Source organism: Klebsiella sp. SWET4 (genome assembly GCF_024296565.1).
GTDB lineage: Bacteria > Pseudomonadota > Gammaproteobacteria > Enterobacterales > Enterobacteriaceae > Klebsiella > Klebsiella variicola.
Window position 1 is genome coordinate 12518 of record NZ_JANCOB010000010.1, and the last position, 20589, is coordinate 33106.

Consider the following 20589-nt stretch of genomic DNA (forward strand, 5'->3'; position numbering starts at 1 on the left):
GGTCGGATTTGCCTTATTTTGGATGCAAAAAGTGCTGTAACTCTGAAAAAGCGATGGTAGAATCCATTTTTAAGCAAACGGTGATTTTGAAAAATGGGTAACAACGTCGTCGTACTGGGCACCCAATGGGGTGACGAAGGTAAAGGGAAGATCGTCGATCTCCTGACAGAACGGGCTAAATATGTTGTGCGCTACCAGGGTGGCCATAACGCAGGCCATACTCTCGTAATCAACGGTGAAAAAACCGTCCTCCATCTTATTCCATCAGGTATTCTCCGTGAGAATGTAATCAGCATCATCGGTAACGGTGTTGTGCTGTCTCCGGCTGCGCTGATGAAAGAGATGAAAGGTCTGGAAGACCGTGGTATCCCTGTTCGTGAGCGTCTGCTGCTGTCCGAAGCCTGCCCGCTTATCCTCGACTATCACGTGGCGCTGGACGTCGCACGTGAGAAAGCACGCGGTGCGAAAGCTATCGGTACGACCGGTCGCGGTATCGGCCCGGCTTACGAAGATAAAGTTGCTCGTCGCGGTCTGCGCGTTGGCGACCTGTTTGATAAAGCCACCTTCGCTGACAAACTGAAAGAAGTGATGGAATATCACAACTTCCAGTTGGTGAACTTCTACAAAGCAGAAGCGGTTGACTACCAGAAAGTGCTGGACGATGTCATGGCGATTGCCGACATCCTGACCGGCATGGTGGTTGACGTATCCGATCTGCTGGATCAGGCGCGTAAGCGCGGCGACTTCGTGATGTTCGAAGGCGCGCAGGGTACCCTGCTGGATATCGACCACGGTACCTATCCGTACGTGACTTCCTCCAACACCACAGCTGGTGGCGTGGCGACCGGTTCTGGCCTGGGTCCGCGTTATGTGGATTACGTACTGGGTATCATCAAAGCTTACTCGACTCGCGTAGGCGCGGGTCCGTTCCCGACCGAGCTGTTTGATGAAACTGGCGAGTTCCTCTGCAAGCAAGGTAACGAATTCGGCGCCACCACCGGTCGTCGCCGTCGTACCGGCTGGCTGGACGCTGTCGCGGTACGCCGCGCGGTGCAGATTAACTCCCTGTCCGGCTTCTGTCTGACCAAACTGGACGTCCTGGACGGCCTGAAAGAAGTGAAAATCTGCGTCGGCTACCGTATGCCGGATGGCCGCGAAGTGACGACCACTCCGCTGGCTGCCGACAACTGGGAAGGTATCGAGCCTATCTACGAAACCATGCCGGGCTGGTCCGAAACCACCTTCGGCGTGAAAGAGCGCAGCGGTCTGCCGCAGGCAGCGCTGAACTATATCCAGCGTATTGAAGAGCTGACCGGCGTGCCGGTGGATATCATATCTACTGGTCCAGACCGTACCGAGACCATGATTCTGCGCGACCCGTTCGACGCGTAATCACTCTCAAGGGGCGCCGTTCGGGCGCCCTTGTTTTTACTGTTCGCCCGCCCCATTTCAAATAAATTAGCGGCCTGAGCGCTGGCTGGTTTATCATCAATAATAATGATGTCGCTCGACATACCCTGTTTTCTTTTCCCTGAGGTTTATGTGCAGTTAACGAGTTTCACCGATTACGGATTACGCGCGCTGATTTATATGGCGTCGCTGCCGGAAGGACGCATGACCAGCATCTCGGAAGTGACCGAGGTCTATGGCGTCTCCCGTAATCATATGGTTAAAATAATCAATCAGTTAAGCCGCATGGGCTACGTGACTGCCGTGCGGGGGAAGAATGGGGGCATTCGCCTCGGTAAACCAGCAGGGCAGATCCGCGTGGGCGACGTGGTGCGCGACCTTGAACCCTTATCGCTGGTCAACTGCAGCAGCGAATTTTGCCACATTACACCAGCCTGTCGTCTGAAACAGGCGCTAGCTGAAGCCGCGCAGAGTTTTCTCAAGGAGCTGGATAACTATACGCTGGCTGATTTGGTTGAGAAGAATCAACCGCTTTATAAATTATTACTGGTGGAGTGACGCCACTCTGCCGGAGATGACAACGGAGGAACCGATATGTCACAAGATCCATTCCAGGAACGCGAAGCTGAGAAGTACGCGAATCCCATCCCGAGCCGGGAATTTATCCTCGAACATTTAACCAAACGGGAAAAGCCTGCCAGCCGCGATGAGCTGGCCATCGAGTTGAATATTGAGGGCGAAGAACAAATAGAAGCGCTGCGCCGCCGCCTGCGCGCGATGGAGCGCGACGGTCAGCTGGTCTTCACACGCCGCCAGTGCTATGCGCTGCCGGAGCGTCTTGATCTCCTCAAAGGTACCGTTATTGGCCACCGTGATGGCTATGGATTCCTGCGCGTTGAAGGGCGCAAGGACGATCTGTATCTGTCGTCAGAGCAGATGAAAACCTGTATTCACGGTGACCAGGTGCTGGCCCAGCCGCTGGGTGCGGACCGTAAGGGCCGCCGCGAGGCGCGCATCGTTCGTGTGCTGGTACCGAAAACCAGCCAGATTGTTGGCCGCTACTTCACCGACGCTGGCGTCGGCTTCGTCGTCCCGGACGACAGTCGCCTGAGCTTCGATATCCTGATCCCGCCTGAAGATATTATGGGCGCGCGGATGGGCTACGTGGTGGTGGTCGAACTGACCCAGCGCCCAACCCGCCGCACCAAAGCGGTCGGGAAAATCGTCGAAGTGCTGGGCGACAACATGGGCACCGGCATGGCCGTCGATATGGCGCTGCGTACCCATGAAATTCCTTACGTCTGGCCGCCGGCGGTGGAAAAACAAGTTTCCGGCCTCAAAGAGCAGGTGCCGGAAGAGGCGAAAGCCGGACGCGTCGATCTGCGCTCTCTGCCGCTGGTCACTATTGATGGCGAAGATGCCCGCGACTTCGATGACGCGGTGTACTGCGAGAAGAAACGCGGCGGCGGCTGGCGTCTGTGGGTGGCTATCGCCGACGTGAGCTACTATGTGCGCCCTGGTACGCCGCTGGACGGCGAAGCGCGTAGCCGCGGGACGTCGGTCTACTTCCCGTCGCAGGTGGTACCGATGCTGCCGGAAGTGCTGTCGAACGGCCTGTGCTCGCTGAACCCGCAGGTCGATCGCCTGTGTATGGTGTGCGAGATGACGATTTCGTCAAAAGGCCGCCTGACCGGCTTTAAGTTCTATGAAGCGGTGATGAGTTCACATGCTCGCCTGACCTACACCAAAGTGTGGCATATGCTGCAGGGCGATCAGGAGCTGCGCGAACACTACGCGCCGCTGGTGAAGCATATTGAAGAGCTGCATAACCTCTACAAAGTGCTGGAGAGCGCCCGCGAAGAGCGCGGCGGTATCTCATTTGAAAGTGAAGAAGCTAAATTCATCTTCAATGCCGAACGCCGTATTGAGCGTATCGAACAGACTCAGCGTAACGATGCGCATAAGCTGATTGAAGAGTGTATGATCCTGGCGAACATCTCCGCCGCGCGTTTCGTTGAGAAAGCGCAGGAGCCGGCACTGTTCCGTATCCACGATAAGCCAAGCACCGAAGCGATTACCTCGTTCCGTACCGTGCTGGCTGAGCTGGGACTGGAGCTGCCGGGCGGCAACAAGCCGGAGCCGCGCGATTACGCCGAACTGTTGACCTCCATTGCCGATCGTCCGGATGCCGAAATGCTGCAAACGATGCTCCTGCGCTCCATGAAGCAGGCGGTCTACGATCCGGAAAACCGTGGCCACTTTGGCCTGGCGCTGCAGTCATACGCCCACTTCACCTCGCCGATTCGCCGCTACCCGGATCTGTCGCTCCACCGCGCCATCAAGTATCTGCTGGCAAAAGAGCAGGGACATAAAGGGAATAGCACCGAGACCGGCGGCTGGCACTACAGCATGGAAGAGATGCTCCAGCTGGGCCAGCACTGTTCGATGACCGAGCGCCGCGCCGACGAAGCGACGCGTGAAGTGTCCGACTGGCTGAAGTGCGACTTCATGCAGGATCAGGTGGGCAACACCTTCTCCGGTGTCATCGCCAGCGTGACCGGCTTTGGCTTCTTTGTCCGCCTGAACGATCTGTTTATCGATGGTCTGGTGCATGTCTCCTCCCTGGATAACGACTATTACCGTTTTGACCAGGTTGGCCAGCGGCTGATCGGCGAGTCCGGCGGCCAGACTTATCGTCTGGGCGACCGCGTGGAAGTCCGCGTGGAAGCCGTCAACATGGATGAGCGTAAGATTGATTTCAGCCTGATTTCCAGCGAGCGTGCGCCGCGTAATGTTGGCAAAACCGCCCGTGAGAAAGCGAAAAAGAGCACCTCTGGCAAACCGGGTGGCCGTCGCCGCCAGGTGGGTAAACAGGTGAACTTCGAGCCGGATAGCGCGTTCCGCAAAGAAAAAGACCAGGCTAAAGCGAAGCCCAAAGGCGAGAAGAAAGCGAAAAAACCGTCGGCGAAAACACAGAAAATCGCCGCCGCGACCAAAGCCAAGCGCGCGGCAAAGAAGAAAATCGCCGAGTGATTGACGTCCCTTCACTCCAGAAGTCTGCTGGCGCAGAACGGGGTGAAGGGGACGGATAACAGAACCTAAAACGAGTACATCAATGAGTGAAATGATTTACGGCATCCATGCGGTGCAGGCACTGCTGGAACGCGCACCTGAGCGTTTTCAGGAAGTTTATATTCTGAAAGGCCGTGAGGATAAGCGCCTGCTGCCGCTGATCCATGCCCTGGAAGCGCAGGGCGTGGTGATTCAGGTGGCCAACCGCCAGTTCCTCGATGAGAAGAGCGAAGGCGCGGTGCATCAGGGGATCATTGCCCGCGTGAAGCCAGGACGTCAGTATCAGGAGAACGATCTGCCGGATCTGCTGGCGCAGCACGATCAGCCGTTCCTGCTGATCCTCGACGGCGTAACCGATCCGCACAACCTCGGCGCCTGCCTGCGTAGCGCTGATGCCGCTGGTGTGCATGCGGTGATCGTGCCAAAAGATCGTTCCGCTCAGCTGAATGCGACGGCGAAGAAAGTGGCCTGCGGCGCGGCGGAGAACGTCCCGCTGATCCGCGTGACCAACCTGGCGCGTACCATGCGTCTGCTGCAGGAAGCGAACGTCTGGATCGTCGGGACCGCTGGCGAAGCCGACCATACGCTGTTCCAGAGCAAAATGACCGGCCCGATGGCGCTGGTGATGGGCGCTGAAGGTGAAGGTATGCGTCGTCTGACCCGCGAGCACTGCGATGAGCTGATCAGCATCCCGATGGCGGGTAGCGTCTCCTCGCTGAACGTCTCGGTGGCCACCGGCATCTGCCTGTTTGAAGCGGTACGCCAGCGCAGCTAAGCTGAACCGTCGACGAATCCAAAAAAGCCATCCTCCGGGATGGCTTTTTTGTGACCGCTTTCGCGGGCGAGAATCCCCCTGGAAAACCATACTTATGGCTATCGCCATTGATGGAGGGAGACACGATGCACTGGCAAACGCACACCGTTTTTAATCAACCGACTCCGCTGAATAACAGCAATCTTTTCCTGTCCGATACCGCCTTGCGTGAAGCGGTGGTCCGCGAAGGCGCCGGCTGGGATGGCGATCTGCTCGCCAGCATTGGCCAGCAGCTGGGGACCGCCGAATCGCTGGAGCTGGGACGCCTGGCCAACAGTAACCCACCGGAGCTGCTGCGCTATGACGCCACTGGCGCCCGGCTGGACGACGTACGCTTCCATCCCGCCTGGCACCTGCTGATGCAGGGGCTGTGCGCGAACCGGGTGCATAACCTCGCCTGGCAGGAGGATGCCCGCGAAAGCGCGTTTGTGGCGCGTGCCGCCCGCTTTCTGCTTCATGCCCAGGTGGAGGCCGGGACGTTGTGCCCGATTACCATGACCTTCGCCGCGACGCCCCTGCTGCAGCACGCCCTGCCCGCGCCCTTTCGCGACTGGCTGTCGCCGCTGCTGAGCGACCGTTACGATCCCCACCTCGCGCCTGGCGGCCAGAAGCGCGGCCTGCTGATCGGCATGGGGATGACCGAGAAGCAAGGGGGCTCCGATGTGCTGAGCAATACCACCCGCGCGGAGAAAACGGCGGAAGGGTTTTACCGGCTGGTGGGACACAAGTGGTTCTTCTCAGTGCCGCAGAGCGATGCCCACCTGGTGCTGGCCCAGGCCCCCGCGGGACTGTCGTGCTTCTTTGTGCCGCGTCTGCTGCCCGACGGGCAGCGCAACGGCGTGCGTCTTGAACGCTTAAAAGAGAAGCTCGGCAACCGCTCCAACGCCAGCAGTGAAGTGGAGTTTTATGATGCCTGCGGCTGGCTGGTGGGCGAAGAGGGCGATGGCGTGCGGCAGATCCTCAGGATGGGCGGCCTGACCCGCTTTGACTGCGCGCTGGGCAGCCATGCCCTGATGCGTCGCGCCTTCTCGGTGGCGCTGTATCACGCGCTACAGCGTCAGGCGTTTGGCAAAAACCTGGTCGATCAGCCGATGATGCGCCAGCTGCTGGGGCAAATGGCGCTGCGTCTGGAGGGGCAAACCGCGTTTCTGTTTCGCCTGGCTCGCGCCTGGGACCGTCGGGAGGATGCCCGGGAAAGCGCCTGGGCGCGCCTGTTTACGCCGGCGGCCAAGTTTGCCATCTGTAAGGCCGGCATCCCGTTTGTCGCCGAGGCGATGGAAGTGCTCGGCGGCATCGGCTATTGCGAGGAGAGCGAACTCCCGCGCCTCTACCGTGAGATGCCGGTCAACAGCATCTGGGAAGGTTCCGGCAACATTATGTGTCTCGATGTCATGCGGGTGCTCAGCAAGCAGCCGGCGGCGATGGAGCTGCTGGCGGCAGAGTGCGCGGAGGTGAAAGGACAGAATCGCCATCTCGACCGCGCGTGGCGTCAACTGCAGCAGCTGCTGAGACGGCCCGCCGAAGAGCAGGGGAGAGAGATTGCCCGGCTGGTCTATCGTCTTGGCGCGGGGGCGCAGATGCTGCGCCACGCTTCGCCGCCGCTGGCTGAAGCCTGGTGTCGGATGATGCTCGACACCCGCGGCGGCATGCGTCTTGATGCGCCGACCCTCGACGACCTGCTGCTGCGGGCCATGGGGCGCGGGCGCCAGGCGCCTCAGGCGTAGAGAATGGCCTGAACGCGCCAGCTGTCCGGCTGTTGTTCTTCGTACATCTGAATAATGCGATACCAGGAGGCGCCTTGCTCGTCCGCTTTGCGGGCAATGGCGTGCTCCACATCCTGTTGGCTGCCGGAAAGATTAGTGACGGAGATCAGACCGATTTCATTCAGGCCAGTGACGCAATCCGCGCTGGCGAATTCGGCTGACTGCGCGGACGTATTGGCCGTCGCAGCGGTAAACAGCAGGCTGGGTAGGGTAAAAGATCGTTTCATCGTCAGCTCCATTTCACGTAGTCCCAAGGGCAGTCCGTTGCTAACGTCCTGCCAGGTGGCTGGCCGAACGTTATTATGCACAGGAGAACGTGAATGGACGCAAAGCTGTGTAAAGCAGATTTAAAGACGCCGCCTCGTCATCGACGATAGAGGATCGCCTGCGAATACCACTGGCCGGGTACCATGGTGTCATCGATCATGATGATGACGTAGTAATCGGCTTTGGCCGCTTCTGCTTTGGCCTTCAGCGCCGCTTCGACATCCATCGGCGAACCGTACATCAGCACACTCACCGTGGCCATTTTCTGCAGGCCAGCCGTCTGGTTACGCTGGATCTCCTGCGGATGGTCGGTGGCGGGCGGCGGGGCTTCCGGCGTTCCCTGCAAGGCACTACACCCGCTGAGGACGATAGCCAGTAACCACGGTGAAAACCTGCGCATAACCATATCTCGTTTCCTGATAGTGATAGTGTAGTGGTAGCCTTAACAGGATTGCCGGGGAATGTTCCCGAACTGTTATCTCTGACGCGATTTTCGAATGAAAATGTTGTGAAAGCGTAACCGGGTTCTCAACATTATGAATCGTAGCAAACTGGGTTGCCCGGTGAATGAATTTTCCCATGACGCCTTACCACGATAGAGAAGGGAGACGATAAATGATTGCACTAGAAATGCGCAACCTCGGCGGCGGTGAAATTTTGCATGCCTGCCCGCAGGAGAGTCTGAATAAACCCTTGCCCTGTATCGTTTTTTATCATGGCTTTACCTCGTCGAAGCTGGTCTACAGCTACTTTGCGGTGGCGTTGGCCGAGGCGGGCTTCCGGGTGATCATGCCGGATGCGCCGGAGCATGGGGCGCGTTATCAGGGCGACGAGGCCGGGCGGATGCAGCGCTTCTGGCCGATCCTGCAGCAGAATTTCAGGGAGTTTCCCGCGCTGCGCGAGGCGATTATCGCCGAGGGATGGCTGGAGGGAGAGCGGCTGGCGGTGGCTGGCGCCTCGATGGGAGGGATGACGGCGCTGGGCATCATGACGCACCATCCCGAACTGAACAGCGTCGCTTGTCTGATGGGGTCGGGCTATTTTCGTTCGCTGTCGCAAACCCTGTTTCCCTCGCCTGGCTTTGATGCTGACAGTCTCCGCGAATGGGATGTCAGCCATCAGCTGGCGTCCCTTGCCCGGCGGCCGCTGTTGCTCTGGCATGGGGACGCTGACGATGTGGTGCCGCCGGAAGAGACCTTCCGTCTTGAGCAGGCGCTGCGGCAAGGCGATCTTGCCGCCAGGCTGACCTGCCTCTGGCAAAAGGGCGTCCGCCATCGTATTACGCCAGAGGCGCTGGCTGCGACGGTCGCCTTTTTCCGCCAGCATCTTTAAACGCGGATCACGCTGACGCCCTGATCCTCAAGCTGTTTGAGGATTGCGGCATCAGCCTGTTTCCCGGTGATCACCACGTCAATTTGCCCGGCCTGGCTGAATAACATCCCGGCGCGCTCGCCGACCTTGCTGCTGTCGACCAGCACCGCCAGTTTGCCGACCACGTTGAGCATTTTCTGCTCGGCCATGGCGGTCAACATATCGGTTTTGTAGAGCCCTTCGGCGGTGAGTCCTTTGCCGCTGGTGAACATCCAGTGTCCGGCATACAGGCTGTTTTCGCTACCGTGGGGGCTGAGCGTGATGGCGTGGCTACGGTTGTACTGTCCACCCATGATAATCACGCTGTCGTGCTCCTGGTCGATCAGGTAATTAGCCAGCGGCAGATAGTTGGTGATGATCTGCACCGGTTTACCGCACAGTTCCCGCCCCAGCAGAAAGGCGGTGGAGCCGCAGTTAATGACGATACTTTCCCCCGGCGCGATCAGCTGCGAAGCGGCGCGTGCGATACGCACTTTTTCATCCAGGTTTTGCGCCTGATGGATATTCATCGGCGTCCAGCGGGGGCGCTGCTCACTAATGGCTTCCGCGCCATTGCGAACCTTTTTCAGTTTGCCGCTTTCATCCAGCTTGTTGATATCACGTCGGGCGGTTGCGGGTGAGATCCCGAGCCGCGACATCACCTGCTCTACGGTAACAAACCCCGTTTGGGCGAGCAGATCCAGCAGAATTTGGTGCCTTTGCGCTTCCGTCATGAGCGAATCCGATTAAAAGTGAACGGCAAAGATGATATTTGAAATCATGTGAAAATACTAACCCTGCGGCGGGGTATTTCCGGCAGGCAGTGCCTGCCGGAGGCGGCTTACAGGAAGGATTTGAACGGCAGGTCCGGCTCAATGGTGAAGCAGTCATCGAAGCCGCGCGGGTAGTGATATTCGAAATTGTCTTTATCCAGCGGCCAGGTAAATTTGCCGCCGACCTGCCAGATAAACGGCTTGAAGCCGTACTTCAGACGATCCTTTTTCATCTCCCACAGGACGCGGATCTCCTGCGGATCGGCCTGAAAGTTTGACCAGATATCATGGTGGAACGGGATCACCACTTTAGCGTTGAGCGACTCCGCCATACGCAGGATATCGGCGCTGGTCATTTTGTCGGTGATGCCGCGCGGGTTCTCGCCATACGAGCCGAGGGCGACGTCAATTTGATGCTCGTTGCCGTGCTTCGCGTAGTAGTTGGAGTAGTGGGAATCGCCGCTGTGGTAGAGATTGCCGCCCGGCGTTTTAAACAGATAGTTGACTGCGCGCTGGTCCATGCCGTCCGGCAGCACGCCGGCGGCTTTTTGATCCGCCGGGAGGGTGATCAGCGCTGTGCGATCGAACGCGTCGAGCGCGTGGATCTCAATGTCTTTGATCTTCACCACATCACCGGGCTTCATGACGATACAGCGCGCTTTCGGTACGCCCCAGCCGATCCACAGGTCGACGCAGGTTTTCGGCCCAATAAAGGGCACATCGGCCGGGCAGTTCTGCATCACGGCGGCGGCGACGTTGACGTCAATATGATCGTTATGATCATGGGTCGCCAGTACGGCGTCAATCTGGCGAATGGCGAACGGATCGAGCACGAACGGGGTGGTGCGCAGGTTCGGCTGCAGTTTCTTCACCCCCGCCATCCGCTGCATTTGATGGCCGGTTTTCATCAGCGGATTGCCGTGGCTCTGTTTGCCGGTGCCGCACCAGAAATCGACGCAGACGTTAGCCCCACCCTCGGATTTTAACCAGATGCCGGTACAGCCCAGCCACCACATGGCGAAGGTGCCTGGCGCAACCTGCTCTTGTTCAATCTCTTCATTCAGCCAGCTACCCCATTCCGGAAAGGTGTTCAGGATCCATGATTCTCGGGTGATGGTTTGGACTTTACTCATCGCGGTCTTCCTCATGCATTTTCAAAAGTAATCAGTATTTGATTGGTTTTGATTTATGTTGTCACTGTGTTTTCAAGATTGCAATCTTGTTTTCCTGCATTTTTGCGAGGCGTCGCGCATAATTTCCGGGCTCTATCCGCTCAAATTGACGTTAGGTTTTGTTTTATCTATATGATTTAAAAATGTTTATTTATGTGTCTACGTACATAATTGGTAATGACCAGAGTGAAAGTGAGGATTATTGCGGCGTACGTCACATTTAATCAAATTCAATCTTGTTGTGATTATTTTTGATTATTAGAGTGAGGGCGACGACAACTGCTGAGCGACATGCGCGTTCAAAGCCTTCCTCTTCTGGAGTGTGTTATGGAGATCCTCTACAACATCTTTACCGTCTTCTTTAATCAGGTCATGACCAATGCCCCGCTGCTGCTGGGTATCGTGACCTGCCTTGGCTATATCCTGTTGCGTAAAAGCGTCAGCGTGATTATCAAAGGTACGATCAAAACCATCATTGGTTTCATGCTGTTACAAGCCGGTTCCGGCATCCTCACCAGCACCTTTAAGCCGGTGGTGGCGAAAATGTCAGAGGTCTATGGCATCAATGGCGCGATTTCCGATACTTACGCCTCGATGATGGCGACCATCGACCGGATGGGCGAGGCCTACAGCTGGGTGGGGTATGCGGTGCTCCTGGCACTGGCGCTGAACATCTGTTACGTCCTGCTGCGCCGCATTACCGGTATCCGCACCATCATGCTGACTGGCCATATCATGTTTCAGCAGGCGGGGCTGATTGCGGTCTCGTTCTTCATCTTTGGTTACGGGATGTGGACGACCATTATCTGCACCGCGGTACTGGTCTCTCTGTACTGGGGGATCACCTCCAACATGATGTTCAAGCCGACTCAGCTGGTCACCGACGGCTGCGGCTTCTCCATCGGTCACCAGCAGCAGTTTGCCTCGTGGATTGCCTACAAAGTGGCGCCGTATCTGGGGAAAAAAGAGGAGAGCGTCGAAGACCTCAAGCTGCCCGGCTGGCTGAATATCTTCCATGACAACATTGTCTCTACCGCGATTGTGATGACCATTTTCTTTGGCGCGATCCTGCTTTCCTTCGGTATTGACGTGGTGCAGGCGATGGCGGGCAAAACCCACTGGACGGTCTATATCCTGCAGACCGGTTTCTCCTTCGCGGTGGCTATTTTCATCATTACCCAGGGCGTGCGGATGTTCGTCGCCGAACTGTCCGAAGCCTTCAACGGCATCTCGCAACGCCTGATCCCCGGCGCGGTGCTGGCGATTGACTGCGCCGCGATCTACAGCTTTGCGCCGAATGCGGTGGTGTGGGGCTTTATGTGGGGCACCATCGGCCAGCTGATTGCCGTCGGCATTCTGGTCGGCATCGGCTCTTCAATTCTGATTATTCCAGGCTTTATCCCGATGTTCTTCTCCAACGCGACGATTGGCGTTTTTGCCAACCATTTCGGCGGCTGGCGTGCGGCGCTCAAGATCTGCCTTGTGATGGGCATGGTTGAAATTTTCGGCTGCGTATGGGCGGTGAAGCTCACCGGTATGAGCGCCTGGATGGGGATGGCGGATTGGTCGATTCTGGCGCCGCCGATGATGCAGGGCTTCGCCTCCATCGGGCTGGCGTTTATGGCCGTCATCATCCTGATTGCACTGGCTTATATGTTCTTCGCCGGCCGCGCGCTGCGTGCCGAGGAAGACGCGGAAAAACAACTGGCAGAGGCCTCTGCCCAATAAGGAGTTCTGATTATGACCGTACGTATTCTGGCTGTGTGTGGCAACGGGCAAGGCAGTTCCATGATCATGAAAATGAAGGTGGATCAGTTCCTGACGCAATCCAACATCGACCACACGGTAAACAGCTGCGCGGTAGGTGAATACAAAAGCGAACTGAACGGCGCGGATATCATCATCGCTTCAACCCATATCGCGGGGGAGATTACCGTCTCCGGCAATAAACACGTGGTGGGCGTACGCAATATGCTGTCGCCGGCGGATTTCGGCCCAAAACTGCTGGAGGTGATCAAAGCTCACTTCCCGCAGGACGTGAAATAAGGAGCGGCCATGAAACTGCATGACTCACTGGCGCAGAACCACTCCATTCGCCTGCAGGCGGAAGCGGAAACCTGGCAGGAGGCGGTGAAAATCGGCGTCGATCTGCTGGTGGCCGCCGACGTCGTGGAACCGCGCTATTACCAGGCCATTCTCGACGGCGTGGCCGAGCACGGCCCCTATTTTGTGATTGCCCCCGGGCTGGCGATGCCGCACGGGCGGCCGGAAGAGGGCGTCAGGAAAACCGGCTTTGCGCTGGTGACGCTAAAAAAACCGCTGATTTTCAACCATGAAGATAACGACCCGGTCGACATTCTGATCACCATGGCGGCGGTTGACGCCACCACCCACCAGGAGGTGGGCATCATGCAGATCGTTAACCTGTTTGACGATGAAGCCAATTTCGACCGTTTACGCGCCTGCCGTAGCGAGCAGGAAGTGCTGGATTTAATCAAAAACGCCACCGCGGCGGCTGTTTAAAAGGAACACCATCATGTCATTACCTATGTTACAGGTCGCTCTGGACAACCAAACGCTGGCCAGTGCCTATGAAACGACCCGCCTGATCGCCGAAGAGGTGGATATCATTGAAGTCGGTACTATTCTTTGCGTCGGCGAAGGGGTGCGTGCGGTGCGCGATCTGAAGGCGCTGTATCCGCATAAAATCGTGCTGGCGGACGCCAAAATTGCCGACGCCGGCAAGATCCTGTCGCGGATGTGCTTTGAAGCCAACGCCGACTGGGTCACGGTGATCTGCTGTGCCGATATCAATACCGCCAAAGGGGCGCTGGACGTCGCCAAAGAATTTAACGGCGATGTGCAAATTGAGCTGACCGGCTTCTGGACCTGGGAACAGGCGCAGGCATGGCGCGAGGCGGGTATTCAGCAGGTGGTCTATCACCGCAGCCGCGACGCACAGGCGGCAGGCGTGGCGTGGAGCGAGGCGGATATCAGCGCGATTAAACGTTTGTCCGATATGGGCTTCAAAGTGACTGTCACCGGCGGTCTGGCGCTGGAAGACCTGCCGCTGTTCGCGGGTATCCCTATTCACGTCTTTATTGCCGGGCGCAGCATCCGCGATGCCGCCTCGCCGGTGGAAGCGGCGCGCCAGTTTAAACGCTCTATCGCCCAGCTGTGGGGTTAAGGAGCGGTTATGTTGGCGAAATCCATTCCGCTCGGCATCTATGAAAAAGCGCTCCCCGCCGGGGAGTGCTGGCTGGAGCGGCTGCAGCTGGCGAAGGCGCTGGGCTTTGATTTTGTGGAAATGTCTCTCGATGAAACGGACGTGCGCCTTGCGCGACTGGACTGGAGCCCCGAGCAGCGTCTGGCGCTGGTCAAGGCGGTGGCTGACACCGGCGTCCGGGTACCATCGATGTGCCTTAGCGCCCATCGCCGTTTTCCGCTGGGTAGTGAAGACGACGCGGTGCGTCATCAGGGGCTGGAAATTATGCGTAAAGCCATCCAGCTGGCGCAGGATGTGGGGATCCGGGTGATCCAGCTGGCAGGCTACGACGTCTATTACCAGCAGGCGAACGATGAGACGCGCCGCCGCTTTCGCGACGGCCTGAAACAGAGCGTCGAAATGGCCAGCCGTGCCCAGGTCACGCTGGCGATGGAGATCATGGATTACCCGCTGATGAACTCGATCAGTAAGGCCTTAGGCTACGCCCATTACCTGAATAATCCGTGGTTCCAGCTTTACCCTGATATCGGCAATCTGTCAGCGTGGGATAACGATGTCCAGATGGAACTGAAGGCGGGGAGCGGGCATATCGTGGCGGTACACGTCAAAGACACGAAACCTGGCGTCTTTAAAAACGTGCCGTTCGGCGAAGGGGTGGTCGATTTTGAACGCTGCTTCGAAACGCTCAAGCAGACCGGCTACTGTGGCCCGTACCTGATTGAGATGTGGAGCGAAACCAGCGCTGACCCGCTGGCGGAGGTGGCGAAGGCACGTGACTGGGTGAAGGCGCGGATGGCCCGCGCGGGCCTGATGGAGGCGGCGTAATGCAACAACTGAAACAGCAGGTGTTCGAGGCCAATATGGATCTGCCGCGCTACGGTCTGGTGACCTTCACCTGGGGCAATGTCAGCGCCATTGACCGGCAGCGCGGGCTGGTGGCGATCAAGCCCAGCGGCGTCGCCTATGAGACCATGAAGGCGGACGATATGGTTGTCGTGGATCTTGAGGGCAACGTGGTGGAAGGGCTGTATCGCCCCTCCTCTGATACCGCCACCCATCTGGCGCTCTATCGTCGTTATCCCGACCTTGGCGGAGTGGTGCATACCCACTCGACGCATGCCACCGCCTGGGCGCAGGCGGGGCTGGCGATCCCGGCGCTTGGCACCACCCATGCGGACTACTTCTTCGGTGATATCCCCTGTACCCGGGCGCTTAGCGCACAGGAGGTGGACGAGGCTTACGAGCTGAACACCGGGCAGGTGATTATCGAAACGCTGGGCGCGTCGAATCCGCTGCATACGCCTGGGATCGTCGTCTATCAGCACGGGCCGTTTGCCTGGGGCAAAGACGCCCACGAGGCGGTACACAACGCGGTGGTGATGGAAGAAGTGGCGCGCATGGCGTGGATTGCCCGCGGGATTAATCCGCAGTTGCAGCCCATCGATAGCTGGCTGATGAATAAGCATTTTCAGCGTAAGCATGGGCCAAACGCCTACTATGGGCAAAAGTAGATAGCGCGCTCCGGGGCTTTCACCCCTCACGGTGAAGCAACTGGTCTGGCCCCGGAGCCGTTTTTTTAGCCCTGACGATAGGCCGACGGCATCACGCGCATGCCGATGAGCGTTACCATACAAATTATCGCGCCGGCGTAAAACGTCGAGGCGGCGCCGAAGGTTTCCCACAGTACCCCTGCGCCGGTACTGGCCAGCAGCAGCGCCAGGCCGCTCATCAGGTTGAACATACCGAATGCCGTACCGCGTAGTTCCGGCGGCGCGGTATGCGCAACCATCGCTGCCAGCAGGCCCTGGGTCATTCCCATATGAATCCCCCACAGCGCGACGCCGAGCAGTAGCGTACTCCAGTGGCCGCTGAGCGCCAGCACGATATCGGCGAGGATCAGCACCAGCAGTCCCCACTGCAGCAGTTTGCTGTGGCTCATGCTGTCTGAGAGTTTACCGAACGGGTAAGCCGTGAGGCTGTAGACCAGGTTCATCGCCACCATCACCAGCGGGATGGTAAACAGCGGGATCTCCATCTGCTGGGCGCGCAGCACCAGAAAGGCTTCGCTGAAGCGGGCGAGGGTGAAGATGCTGCCGATGGCGACTACCCACCAGTAGGCGGCGGAGAGCTTTTTCAGGTTTTCGCGCTTCAGCGGATTGCTGCGTTTGTGTGCGATGGCGGATTTTGGCTCCTGCAGGCCAAACCCGAGCAGGAGAATGGAGAGCACGGCGGGAATGACCGCCACCCAGAAAATAGCGTGAAAATCGTTGGCCCAGATAAACATCAGCAGCACCGCCAGCAGCGGGCCGAGAAAGGCGCCGACGGTATCCAGCGCCTGGCGGAGCCCGTAGGCGGCGCCGCGGAACTCCGGCGGGGTGACGTCGGCAACCAGCGCATCGCGTGGCGCACCGCGAATACCTTTGCCTACGCGGTCAATCATGCGGGCGCTAAACACCACTCCGGCGGTGGGGGCGATGGCAAACAGCGGCTTACTGAGCGCGCCCAGGCCGTATCCCAGCAGCGCCAGTCCTTTGCGCTTGCCGACATAGTCGCTGATCACGCCGGAGAAGACTTTCAGGATCAGGGCGGTGGCTTCCGCCAGTCCCTCGATAAGACCGATAATTATCACGCTGGCGCCGAGGGTGGTGGCCATAAACAGCGGTAAGAGGCTGTGGATCATCTCGGAGGAGACATCCATCAGCAGGCTGACGCCGCCGAGTACCCAAACGCCTTTGGGGATACGGCCTAAGGTGGCGAAACGCGGAACCATCAATCACTCCTGATTATCAAATGGCGAGTGGCTGATTAAATCAGGTTGCGATGGCGCTGATAAGTCGGTTTGTAAAATAATTCTCAATTGCGTTTAGGCGCAGGCCTCGCTTCGCCCCTCGCAAGGAGAGGCGAAGAATCGGGCAGGCGTTAGCGGTATATCACCGCGCTGGCGCGAAGCGGGCCGTTGGTTTCGGGTTCGTGCATCAGGATAGGCTGAAAGTATTTCGCCCCCTGCGCATCGCTCATCTGGCTAAGGGCCTGCTCGGCCTCGTGCTCAGTGGCCATATTGTGATTGATATAGATAACGCCGAGGCTCTGCACGTCGTCCATGTTGCGGGCCTGTCGTTCGGTGATTTGGATAGCTGCCAGCGCGTTGGCGCTGAAGAAAAGCGCAGCCATCATGGCGATGATTTTCAGTTTCATATACTACGCTCCTGACTGACAGTCCTGACGCTGACTCGGGGGCTCTCCTGTGGTCGTTTGGCTCTGATATAAGTGTAATCGCTGCGCGTTCGTCGCATGGCGACCTTTTCTGATGCAGTCGTTCAAAAAAATGCCGCTTCCTTTATTGGTTAATTTTAAATCACCCACTTAGCGCCACTTGGCGCTAAGTGCGAATTATTTGTGCAAATCCGCTTGTGTTCCTGGGGGGGCGCCATTAGAATGACGCGTCAATTTTTCAGCCGCCCTTTAACACGTTCCTTGCCTCCATGGGCCGCGGCTGACCCAGACAGGAGGCTGAATAATCCGTAAGGAGCAATTCGATGCGTCATTACGAAATCGTTTTTATGGTCCATCCTGACCAGAGCGAACAGGTTCCGGGCATGATCGAACGTTACACTGGTGCAATCACTGCAGCAGCAGGTACGATCCACCGTCTGGAAGACTGGGGCCGCCGTCAGCTGGCTTATCCGATCAACAAACTGCACAAAGCTCACTACGTTCTGCTGAACGTTGAAGCGCCGCAGGAAGCGATCGATGAGCTGGAAACTAACTTCCGCTTCAACGACGCCGTTATCCGCAGCATGGTAATGCGTACTAAGCACGCTGTTACCGAAGCATCTCCGATGGTTAAAGCGAAAGACGAGCGCCGTGAGCGTCGCGAAGATTTCGCCAACGAAACCGCAGATGATTCTGAAGCTGGGGATTCTGAAGAGTAATCCTGATGACCAACCGTCTGGAGCTGTCCGGCATTATTTGCAGGACTCCACTTCGTAAGGTCAGCCCGTCAGGAATTCCTCACTGCCAGTTTGTGCTTGAGCATCGTTCAGTGCAGGAGGAAGCCGGTTTTCACCGGCAGGCATGGTGTCAAATGCCCGTTATTATTAGCGGTCACGAAAACCAGGCCATTACTCACAGTATAACGGTCGGTAGCGCAGTAACCGTTCGAGGGTTCATCTCTTGCCATAAGGCAAAGAACGGCTTGAGCAAAATGGTTCTGCATGCCGAGCAGATTGAATTGATAGATTCTGGAGACTAGCCATATGGCACGTTATTTCCGTCGTCGCAAGTTCTGCCGTTTCACCGCGGAAGGCGTTCAAGAGATCGACTATAAAGATATCGCTACGCTGAAAAACTACATCACCGAAAGCGGTAAGATTGTCCCGAGCCGTATCACCGGTACCCGTGCAAAATACCAGCGTCAGCTGGCTCGCGCTATCAAACGCGCTCGCTACCTGTCCCTGCTGCCGTACACTGATCGTCATCAGTAATCGGTCACGGTCCATTAATACGACTTTGAGAGGATAAGGTAATGCAAGTTATTCTGCTTGATAAAGTAGCAAACCTGGGTAGCCTGGGTGATCAGGTTAACGTTAAAGCGGGCTATGCTCGTAACTTCCTGGTCCCGCAGGGTAAAGCTGTTCCTGCTACCAAGAAAAACGTTGAATTCTTCGAAGCACGTCGCGCTGAACTGGAAGCCAAACTGGCTGACGTTCTGTCAGCTGCTGAAGCTCGTGCTGCGCAGATCAACGCCCTGGAATCCGTAACCATCGCGTCCAAAGCTGGCGACGAAGGTAAACTGTTCGGTTCCATCGGTACTCGCGACATCGCTGACGCTGTTACTGCAGCAGGCGTTAAAGTTGCTAAGAGCGAAGTTCGCCTGCCGAACGGCGTTCTGCGTAACGTTGGCGAGCACGAAGTGGACTTCCAGGTTCACAGCGAAGTATTCGCTAAAGTTATCATCAACGTGGTTGCTGAGTAATCGGCCTCTGACGTTCTGGTAACAACAAATCGCCGGCCTTGTGCCGGCGTTTTGCTTTTTAGCGCCTTTCATTTTGGGGCGGCGTAACGCTTGCTGTCGTCTTCTCCACTATCGCGCACGCACAAAGCTGCCGTTCGACTGGCGGGTAAACAACACCTGCTGGCCGTTGCCGGTATCGATAGTGAGGCCGGTGACTACGCCGTTTGCGTTCTGCCGAATTTGTACCGTCTGTCCGCTCTGCAACGTGCTTAATGGTTTGCCAGCGCCTTCAACCTGCGCCATCGCGTAGACGTCGGTGGCCGGCAGCCCATGATCGCGGAACAGCTGGGCCAGGGTTTTGCCTGACTCGATGCGATAGGTCCGCCACTGCTGCTCAATGCCCGGGGCGGACTGCTGCTGCGAGGATTGATACGGTTGGGAAGCTGGCTGTTGCGTCTGCGTCTGCGCCTGATCTGGCTGCTCGTCCTGTATCGGCTCCGGGGCGACGGGCGCCATCTGATCGGCATCGCTCACGGTCGGCGTATTGGTGATCGGCGGGAGCGGAACGGCCTGATTGCCGCCAGCTTGCGGCTGGGACTGCGACTGAAGATTCAGGTTCGCTTCGCGGCTGTTTGTCGCCGGGCTTTGGCTATCGTCGGAAGGAAGAAGGATACCGATAATGACCAACAGGAAGCCTGCGATGATACCCCGGCGGTGCATCGGGGGCAGCGGGTCCAGGAGGCGAAAATGATCCGGGGCGTGCCAGATCTTCGCCAGGGTAGATGTCAGTTCAAAGCGCCCGGGCATGGCTTTCCTCCTGCTCCGCATATTTTTATCCTGCATATGAGTATAGATGGCTAACGTCCTGATGACCGGAACAAAGTAAAGTTAACCTGCTGCCGCCTATTGTTTCTGTTTCGCTGAGATTTGTCATCATCCGCCGACAAAGTTTTACCCATTTCGCTATGGCTGTTATGCTTTCGCACGCTTTTCTCTTGATGTTTATCACCCAAAAAGGAACAAAGATGGCAACCCCAACTTTTGACACTATCGAAGCGCAGGCAAGTTACGGTATCGGCTTGCAGGTTGGACAACAGCTGAGCGAATCCGGCCTGCAGGGGCTGCTGCCGGAAGCGCTGGTGGCGGGTATCGCTGATGCGCTGGAAGGTAACCAGCCGCAGGTGCCGGTAGAAGCCGTTCACCGTGCGCTGCGTGAAATCCACGAGCGTGCTGACGCCGTACGCCGCGAACGTTTCCAGGCCATGGCCGCCGACGGCCAGAAATACCTCGATGAAAACCGCGAGAAAGAGGGTGTGAATAGCACCGAATCTGGTCTGCAGTTCCGCGTACTGACCCAGGGCGAAGGCCCGATCCCGGCACGTACCGACCGCGTACGCGTGCACTACACCGGCAAACTGATCGACGGCACCGTCTTCGACAGCTCCGTCGCCCGTGGTGAGCCAGCTGAATTCCCGGTGACCGGCGTGATCGGCGGCTGGATTGAAGCGCTGACCCTGATGCCGGTCGGTTCTAAATGGGAACTGACGATCCCGCACAACCTGGCCTACGGCGAACGCGGCGCTGGCGCGTCGATTCCTCCGTTCAGCACCCTGATCTTCGAAGTTGAACTGCTGGATATTATCTAAACAGCAGAGGCTTCCTCTTCCCCTGAGGTGGGGGAAGCCGCAAAAATAGCGTAAAATCCTTAAGTTAAAAATTAATTAGAATTATGTTTTGCATTCATCGCGTATGGGTGTATTTTTGTGAGCTATTTCGCGGTGGATGAGT

Annotated in this window: 24 protein-coding genes; 17 read left to right on the forward strand and 7 right to left on the reverse strand. The window is 57.5% G+C overall.

Annotated elements, in window-relative coordinates; translation table 11 throughout:
• Window positions 1–93: 93 nt before the first annotated feature.
• From NKJ21_RS20500 to NKJ21_RS20520, 5 genes are all read left to right on the forward strand, one after another.
• A complete protein-coding gene (locus NKJ21_RS20500) occupies window positions 94–1392 on the forward strand; it encodes an adenylosuccinate synthase (protein ID WP_032736719.1) in 1299 nt (432 codons plus the stop codon).
• Between the two features lie 150 nt (window positions 1393–1542).
• Complete coding sequence (nsrR, locus tag NKJ21_RS20505; RefSeq protein ID WP_002885667.1) at window positions 1543–1968, forward strand: nitric oxide-sensing transcriptional repressor NsrR; 426 nt, start codon at window positions 1543–1545, stop codon at window positions 1966–1968.
• Window positions 1969–2004: 36 nt separating this feature from the next.
• Window positions 2005–4443 (forward strand): ribonuclease R, encoded by a 2439-nt coding sequence (gene rnr / locus NKJ21_RS20510; RefSeq protein ID WP_008807189.1) that lies wholly within the window; start codon window positions 2005–2007, stop codon window positions 4441–4443.
• An 82-nt stretch (window positions 4444–4525) separates the two neighbouring features.
• Entirely contained in the window at window positions 4526–5257 is a 732-nt protein-coding gene (gene rlmB, locus NKJ21_RS20515) for a 23S rRNA (guanosine(2251)-2'-O)-methyltransferase RlmB (RefSeq protein ID WP_008807188.1), read from the forward strand.
• A gap of 125 nt (window positions 5258–5382) precedes the next feature.
• A complete protein-coding gene (locus NKJ21_RS20520) occupies window positions 5383–7020 on the forward strand; it encodes an isovaleryl-CoA dehydrogenase (protein ID WP_016160152.1) in 1638 nt (545 codons plus the stop codon).
• On the opposite strand, the gene yjfN is transcribed toward NKJ21_RS20520, so the two are convergent.
• Both yjfN and bsmA read right to left on the reverse strand, forming a co-directional pair.
• Window positions 7011–7286, reverse strand: coding sequence for a DUF1471 family protease activator YjfN (yjfN, locus tag NKJ21_RS20525; RefSeq protein ID WP_008807186.1), 276 nt, complete (start codon window positions 7284–7286; stop codon window positions 7011–7013). The two genes, NKJ21_RS20520 and yjfN, sit on opposite strands and share 10 nt — an antisense overlap.
• Window positions 7287–7423: 137 nt before the next feature.
• On the reverse strand, window positions 7424–7732 hold the full coding sequence (gene bsmA / locus NKJ21_RS20530; protein WP_008807185.1) for a biofilm peroxide resistance protein BsmA: 309 nt from the start codon (window positions 7730–7732) through the stop codon (window positions 7424–7426).
• A gap of 209 nt (window positions 7733–7941) precedes the next feature.
• Between bsmA and yjfP the strand changes: the two genes are divergently transcribed.
• Entirely contained in the window at window positions 7942–8658 is a 717-nt protein-coding gene (yjfP, locus tag NKJ21_RS20535; protein ID WP_064143092.1) for an esterase, read from the forward strand.
• On the opposite strand, the gene ulaR is transcribed toward yjfP, so the two are convergent.
• Together ulaR and ulaG are read right to left on the reverse strand one after the other, a co-directional pair.
• Entirely contained in the window at window positions 8655–9410 is a 756-nt protein-coding gene (ulaR, locus tag NKJ21_RS20540; protein WP_008807183.1) for an HTH-type transcriptional regulator UlaR, read from the reverse strand. The genes yjfP and ulaR overlap by 4 nt on opposite strands.
• A 107-nt stretch (window positions 9411–9517) precedes the next feature.
• The gene (gene ulaG, locus NKJ21_RS20545; RefSeq protein WP_008807182.1) at window positions 9518–10582 is read right to left on the reverse strand and encodes an L-ascorbate 6-phosphate lactonase; all 1065 of its coding nucleotides are present in this window, start codon (window positions 10580–10582) and stop codon (window positions 9518–9520) included.
• A 366-nt stretch (window positions 10583–10948) separates the two neighbouring features.
• Here ulaG and ulaA point away from each other — a divergent pair, with 366 nt between their 5' ends.
• Genes ulaA through NKJ21_RS20575 form a run of 6 tightly spaced genes read left to right on the forward strand, consistent with a single transcriptional unit; the run spans window position 10949 to window position 15358 of the window.
• On the forward strand, window positions 10949–12349 hold the full coding sequence (gene ulaA, locus NKJ21_RS20550) for a PTS ascorbate transporter subunit IIC (RefSeq protein ID WP_012543107.1): 1401 nt from the start codon (window positions 10949–10951) through the stop codon (window positions 12347–12349).
• A 12-nt stretch (window positions 12350–12361) separates the two neighbouring features.
• Window positions 12362–12667 carry a PTS ascorbate transporter subunit IIB gene (ulaB, locus tag NKJ21_RS20555; protein WP_002885682.1) on the forward strand — a complete coding sequence of 102 codons (306 nt, stop codon included), beginning with the start codon at window positions 12362–12364 and terminating at the stop codon, window positions 12665–12667.
• 9 nt (window positions 12668–12676) lie between these two features.
• Window positions 12677–13144: a PTS ascorbate transporter subunit IIA gene (gene ulaC / locus NKJ21_RS20560; RefSeq protein WP_110190787.1), complete on the forward strand. Its 468-nt coding sequence runs from the start codon at window positions 12677–12679 to the stop codon at window positions 13142–13144.
• A 13-nt stretch (window positions 13145–13157) separates the two neighbouring features.
• On the forward strand, window positions 13158–13808 hold the full coding sequence (gene ulaD, locus NKJ21_RS20565; protein ID WP_008807179.1) for a 3-keto-L-gulonate-6-phosphate decarboxylase UlaD: 651 nt from the start codon (window positions 13158–13160) through the stop codon (window positions 13806–13808).
• 9 nt (window positions 13809–13817) lie between these two features.
• Window positions 13818–14672 carry an L-ribulose-5-phosphate 3-epimerase gene (locus tag NKJ21_RS20570; protein ID WP_008807178.1) on the forward strand — a complete coding sequence of 285 codons (855 nt, stop codon included), beginning with the start codon at window positions 13818–13820 and terminating at the stop codon, window positions 14670–14672.
• Window positions 14672–15358: an L-ribulose-5-phosphate 4-epimerase gene (locus tag NKJ21_RS20575; RefSeq protein ID WP_012969108.1), complete on the forward strand. Its 687-nt coding sequence runs from the start codon at window positions 14672–14674 to the stop codon at window positions 15356–15358. Before NKJ21_RS20570 ends, NKJ21_RS20575 begins: the two co-directional genes overlap by 1 nt.
• Window positions 15359–15423: 65 nt before the next feature.
• Here NKJ21_RS20575 and NKJ21_RS20580 read toward each other — a convergent pair whose 3' ends face one another.
• On the reverse strand, window positions 15424–16617 hold the full coding sequence (locus NKJ21_RS20580) for an MFS transporter (protein WP_239270675.1): 1194 nt from the start codon (window positions 16615–16617) through the stop codon (window positions 15424–15426).
• A gap of 149 nt (window positions 16618–16766) precedes the next feature.
• Window positions 16767–17042, reverse strand: a complete 276-nt coding sequence (locus NKJ21_RS20585) for a DUF1471 domain-containing protein (protein WP_002885689.1) — start codon at window positions 17040–17042, stop codon at window positions 16767–16769.
• Between the two features lie 341 nt (window positions 17043–17383).
• Between NKJ21_RS20585 and rpsF the strand changes: the two genes are divergently transcribed.
• Genes rpsF through rplI form a run of 4 tightly spaced genes read left to right on the forward strand, consistent with a single transcriptional unit; the run spans window position 17384 to window position 18822 of the window.
• On the forward strand, window positions 17384–17779 hold the full coding sequence (gene rpsF, locus NKJ21_RS20590; protein ID WP_008807174.1) for a 30S ribosomal protein S6: 396 nt from the start codon (window positions 17384–17386) through the stop codon (window positions 17777–17779).
• A 5-nt stretch (window positions 17780–17784) separates the two neighbouring features.
• On the forward strand, window positions 17785–18099 hold the full coding sequence (gene priB, locus NKJ21_RS20595; protein ID WP_002885722.1) for a primosomal replication protein N: 315 nt from the start codon (window positions 17785–17787) through the stop codon (window positions 18097–18099).
• Between the two features lie 4 nt (window positions 18100–18103).
• The gene (gene rpsR / locus NKJ21_RS20600; protein ID WP_000135199.1) at window positions 18104–18331 is read left to right on the forward strand and encodes a 30S ribosomal protein S18; all 228 of its coding nucleotides are present in this window, start codon (window positions 18104–18106) and stop codon (window positions 18329–18331) included.
• Window positions 18332–18372: 41 nt separating this feature from the next.
• Window positions 18373–18822 carry a 50S ribosomal protein L9 gene (gene rplI / locus NKJ21_RS20605; protein ID WP_008807173.1) on the forward strand — a complete coding sequence of 150 codons (450 nt, stop codon included), beginning with the start codon at window positions 18373–18375 and terminating at the stop codon, window positions 18820–18822.
• A 108-nt stretch (window positions 18823–18930) separates the two neighbouring features.
• Here rplI and NKJ21_RS20610 read toward each other — a convergent pair whose 3' ends face one another.
• On the reverse strand, window positions 18931–19608 hold the full coding sequence (locus NKJ21_RS20610) for a LysM-like peptidoglycan-binding domain-containing protein (protein WP_016160154.1): 678 nt from the start codon (window positions 19606–19608) through the stop codon (window positions 18931–18933).
• A gap of 218 nt (window positions 19609–19826) precedes the next feature.
• On the opposite strand from NKJ21_RS20610, the gene fklB reads away from it, so the two are divergent.
• Entirely contained in the window at window positions 19827–20447 is a 621-nt protein-coding gene (fklB, locus tag NKJ21_RS20615; protein ID WP_002886687.1) for an FKBP-type peptidyl-prolyl cis-trans isomerase, read from the forward strand.
• Window positions 20448–20589: the final 142 nt, after the last annotated feature.

Bases quoted from the DNA above. Each gene is read 5' to 3' on its own strand.
- rpsR (WP_000135199.1), top strand. From the start codon at position 18,104: ATGGCACGTTATTTCCGTCGTCGCAAGTTCTGCCGTTTCACCGCGGAA.
- rlmB (WP_008807188.1), top strand. From the start codon at position 4,526: ATGAGTGAAATGATTTACGGCATCCATGCGGTGCAGGCACTGCTGGAA.
- ulaD (WP_008807179.1), top strand. From the start codon at position 13,158: ATGTCATTACCTATGTTACAGGTCGCTCTGGACAACCAAACGCTGGCC.
- NKJ21_RS20500 (WP_032736719.1), top strand. From the start codon at position 94: ATGGGTAACAACGTCGTCGTACTGGGCACCCAATGGGGTGACGAAGGT.
- NKJ21_RS20610 (WP_016160154.1), bottom strand. From the start codon at position 19,608: ATGCCCGGGCGCTTTGAACTGACATCTACCCTGGCGAAGATCTGGCAC.
- ulaA (WP_012543107.1), top strand. From the start codon at position 10,949: ATGGAGATCCTCTACAACATCTTTACCGTCTTCTTTAATCAGGTCATG.
- NKJ21_RS20575 (WP_012969108.1), top strand. From the start codon at position 14,672: ATGCAACAACTGAAACAGCAGGTGTTCGAGGCCAATATGGATCTGCCG.
- ulaB (WP_002885682.1), top strand. From the start codon at position 12,362: ATGACCGTACGTATTCTGGCTGTGTGTGGCAACGGGCAAGGCAGTTCC.
- yjfP (WP_064143092.1), top strand. From the start codon at position 7,942: ATGATTGCACTAGAAATGCGCAACCTCGGCGGCGGTGAAATTTTGCAT.
- rplI (WP_008807173.1), top strand. From the start codon at position 18,373: ATGCAAGTTATTCTGCTTGATAAAGTAGCAAACCTGGGTAGCCTGGGT.
- bsmA (WP_008807185.1), bottom strand. From the start codon at position 7,732: ATGGTTATGCGCAGGTTTTCACCGTGGTTACTGGCTATCGTCCTCAGC.
- NKJ21_RS20570 (WP_008807178.1), top strand. From the start codon at position 13,818: ATGTTGGCGAAATCCATTCCGCTCGGCATCTATGAAAAAGCGCTCCCC.
- NKJ21_RS20580 (WP_239270675.1), bottom strand. From the start codon at position 16,617: ATGGTTCCGCGTTTCGCCACCTTAGGCCGTATCCCCAAAGGCGTTTGG.
- ulaC (WP_110190787.1), top strand. From the start codon at position 12,677: ATGAAACTGCATGACTCACTGGCGCAGAACCACTCCATTCGCCTGCAG.
- ulaR (WP_008807183.1), bottom strand. From the start codon at position 9,410: ATGACGGAAGCGCAAAGGCACCAAATTCTGCTGGATCTGCTCGCCCAA.
- fklB (WP_002886687.1), top strand. From the start codon at position 19,827: ATGGCAACCCCAACTTTTGACACTATCGAAGCGCAGGCAAGTTACGGT.
- yjfN (WP_008807186.1), bottom strand. From the start codon at position 7,286: ATGAAACGATCTTTTACCCTACCCAGCCTGCTGTTTACCGCTGCGACG.
- priB (WP_002885722.1), top strand. From the start codon at position 17,785: ATGACCAACCGTCTGGAGCTGTCCGGCATTATTTGCAGGACTCCACTT.
- NKJ21_RS20520 (WP_016160152.1), top strand. From the start codon at position 5,383: ATGCACTGGCAAACGCACACCGTTTTTAATCAACCGACTCCGCTGAAT.
- ulaG (WP_008807182.1), bottom strand. From the start codon at position 10,582: ATGAGTAAAGTCCAAACCATCACCCGAGAATCATGGATCCTGAACACC.
- rnr (WP_008807189.1), top strand. From the start codon at position 2,005: ATGTCACAAGATCCATTCCAGGAACGCGAAGCTGAGAAGTACGCGAAT.
- rpsF (WP_008807174.1), top strand. From the start codon at position 17,384: ATGCGTCATTACGAAATCGTTTTTATGGTCCATCCTGACCAGAGCGAA.
- NKJ21_RS20585 (WP_002885689.1), bottom strand. From the start codon at position 17,042: ATGAAACTGAAAATCATCGCCATGATGGCTGCGCTTTTCTTCAGCGCC.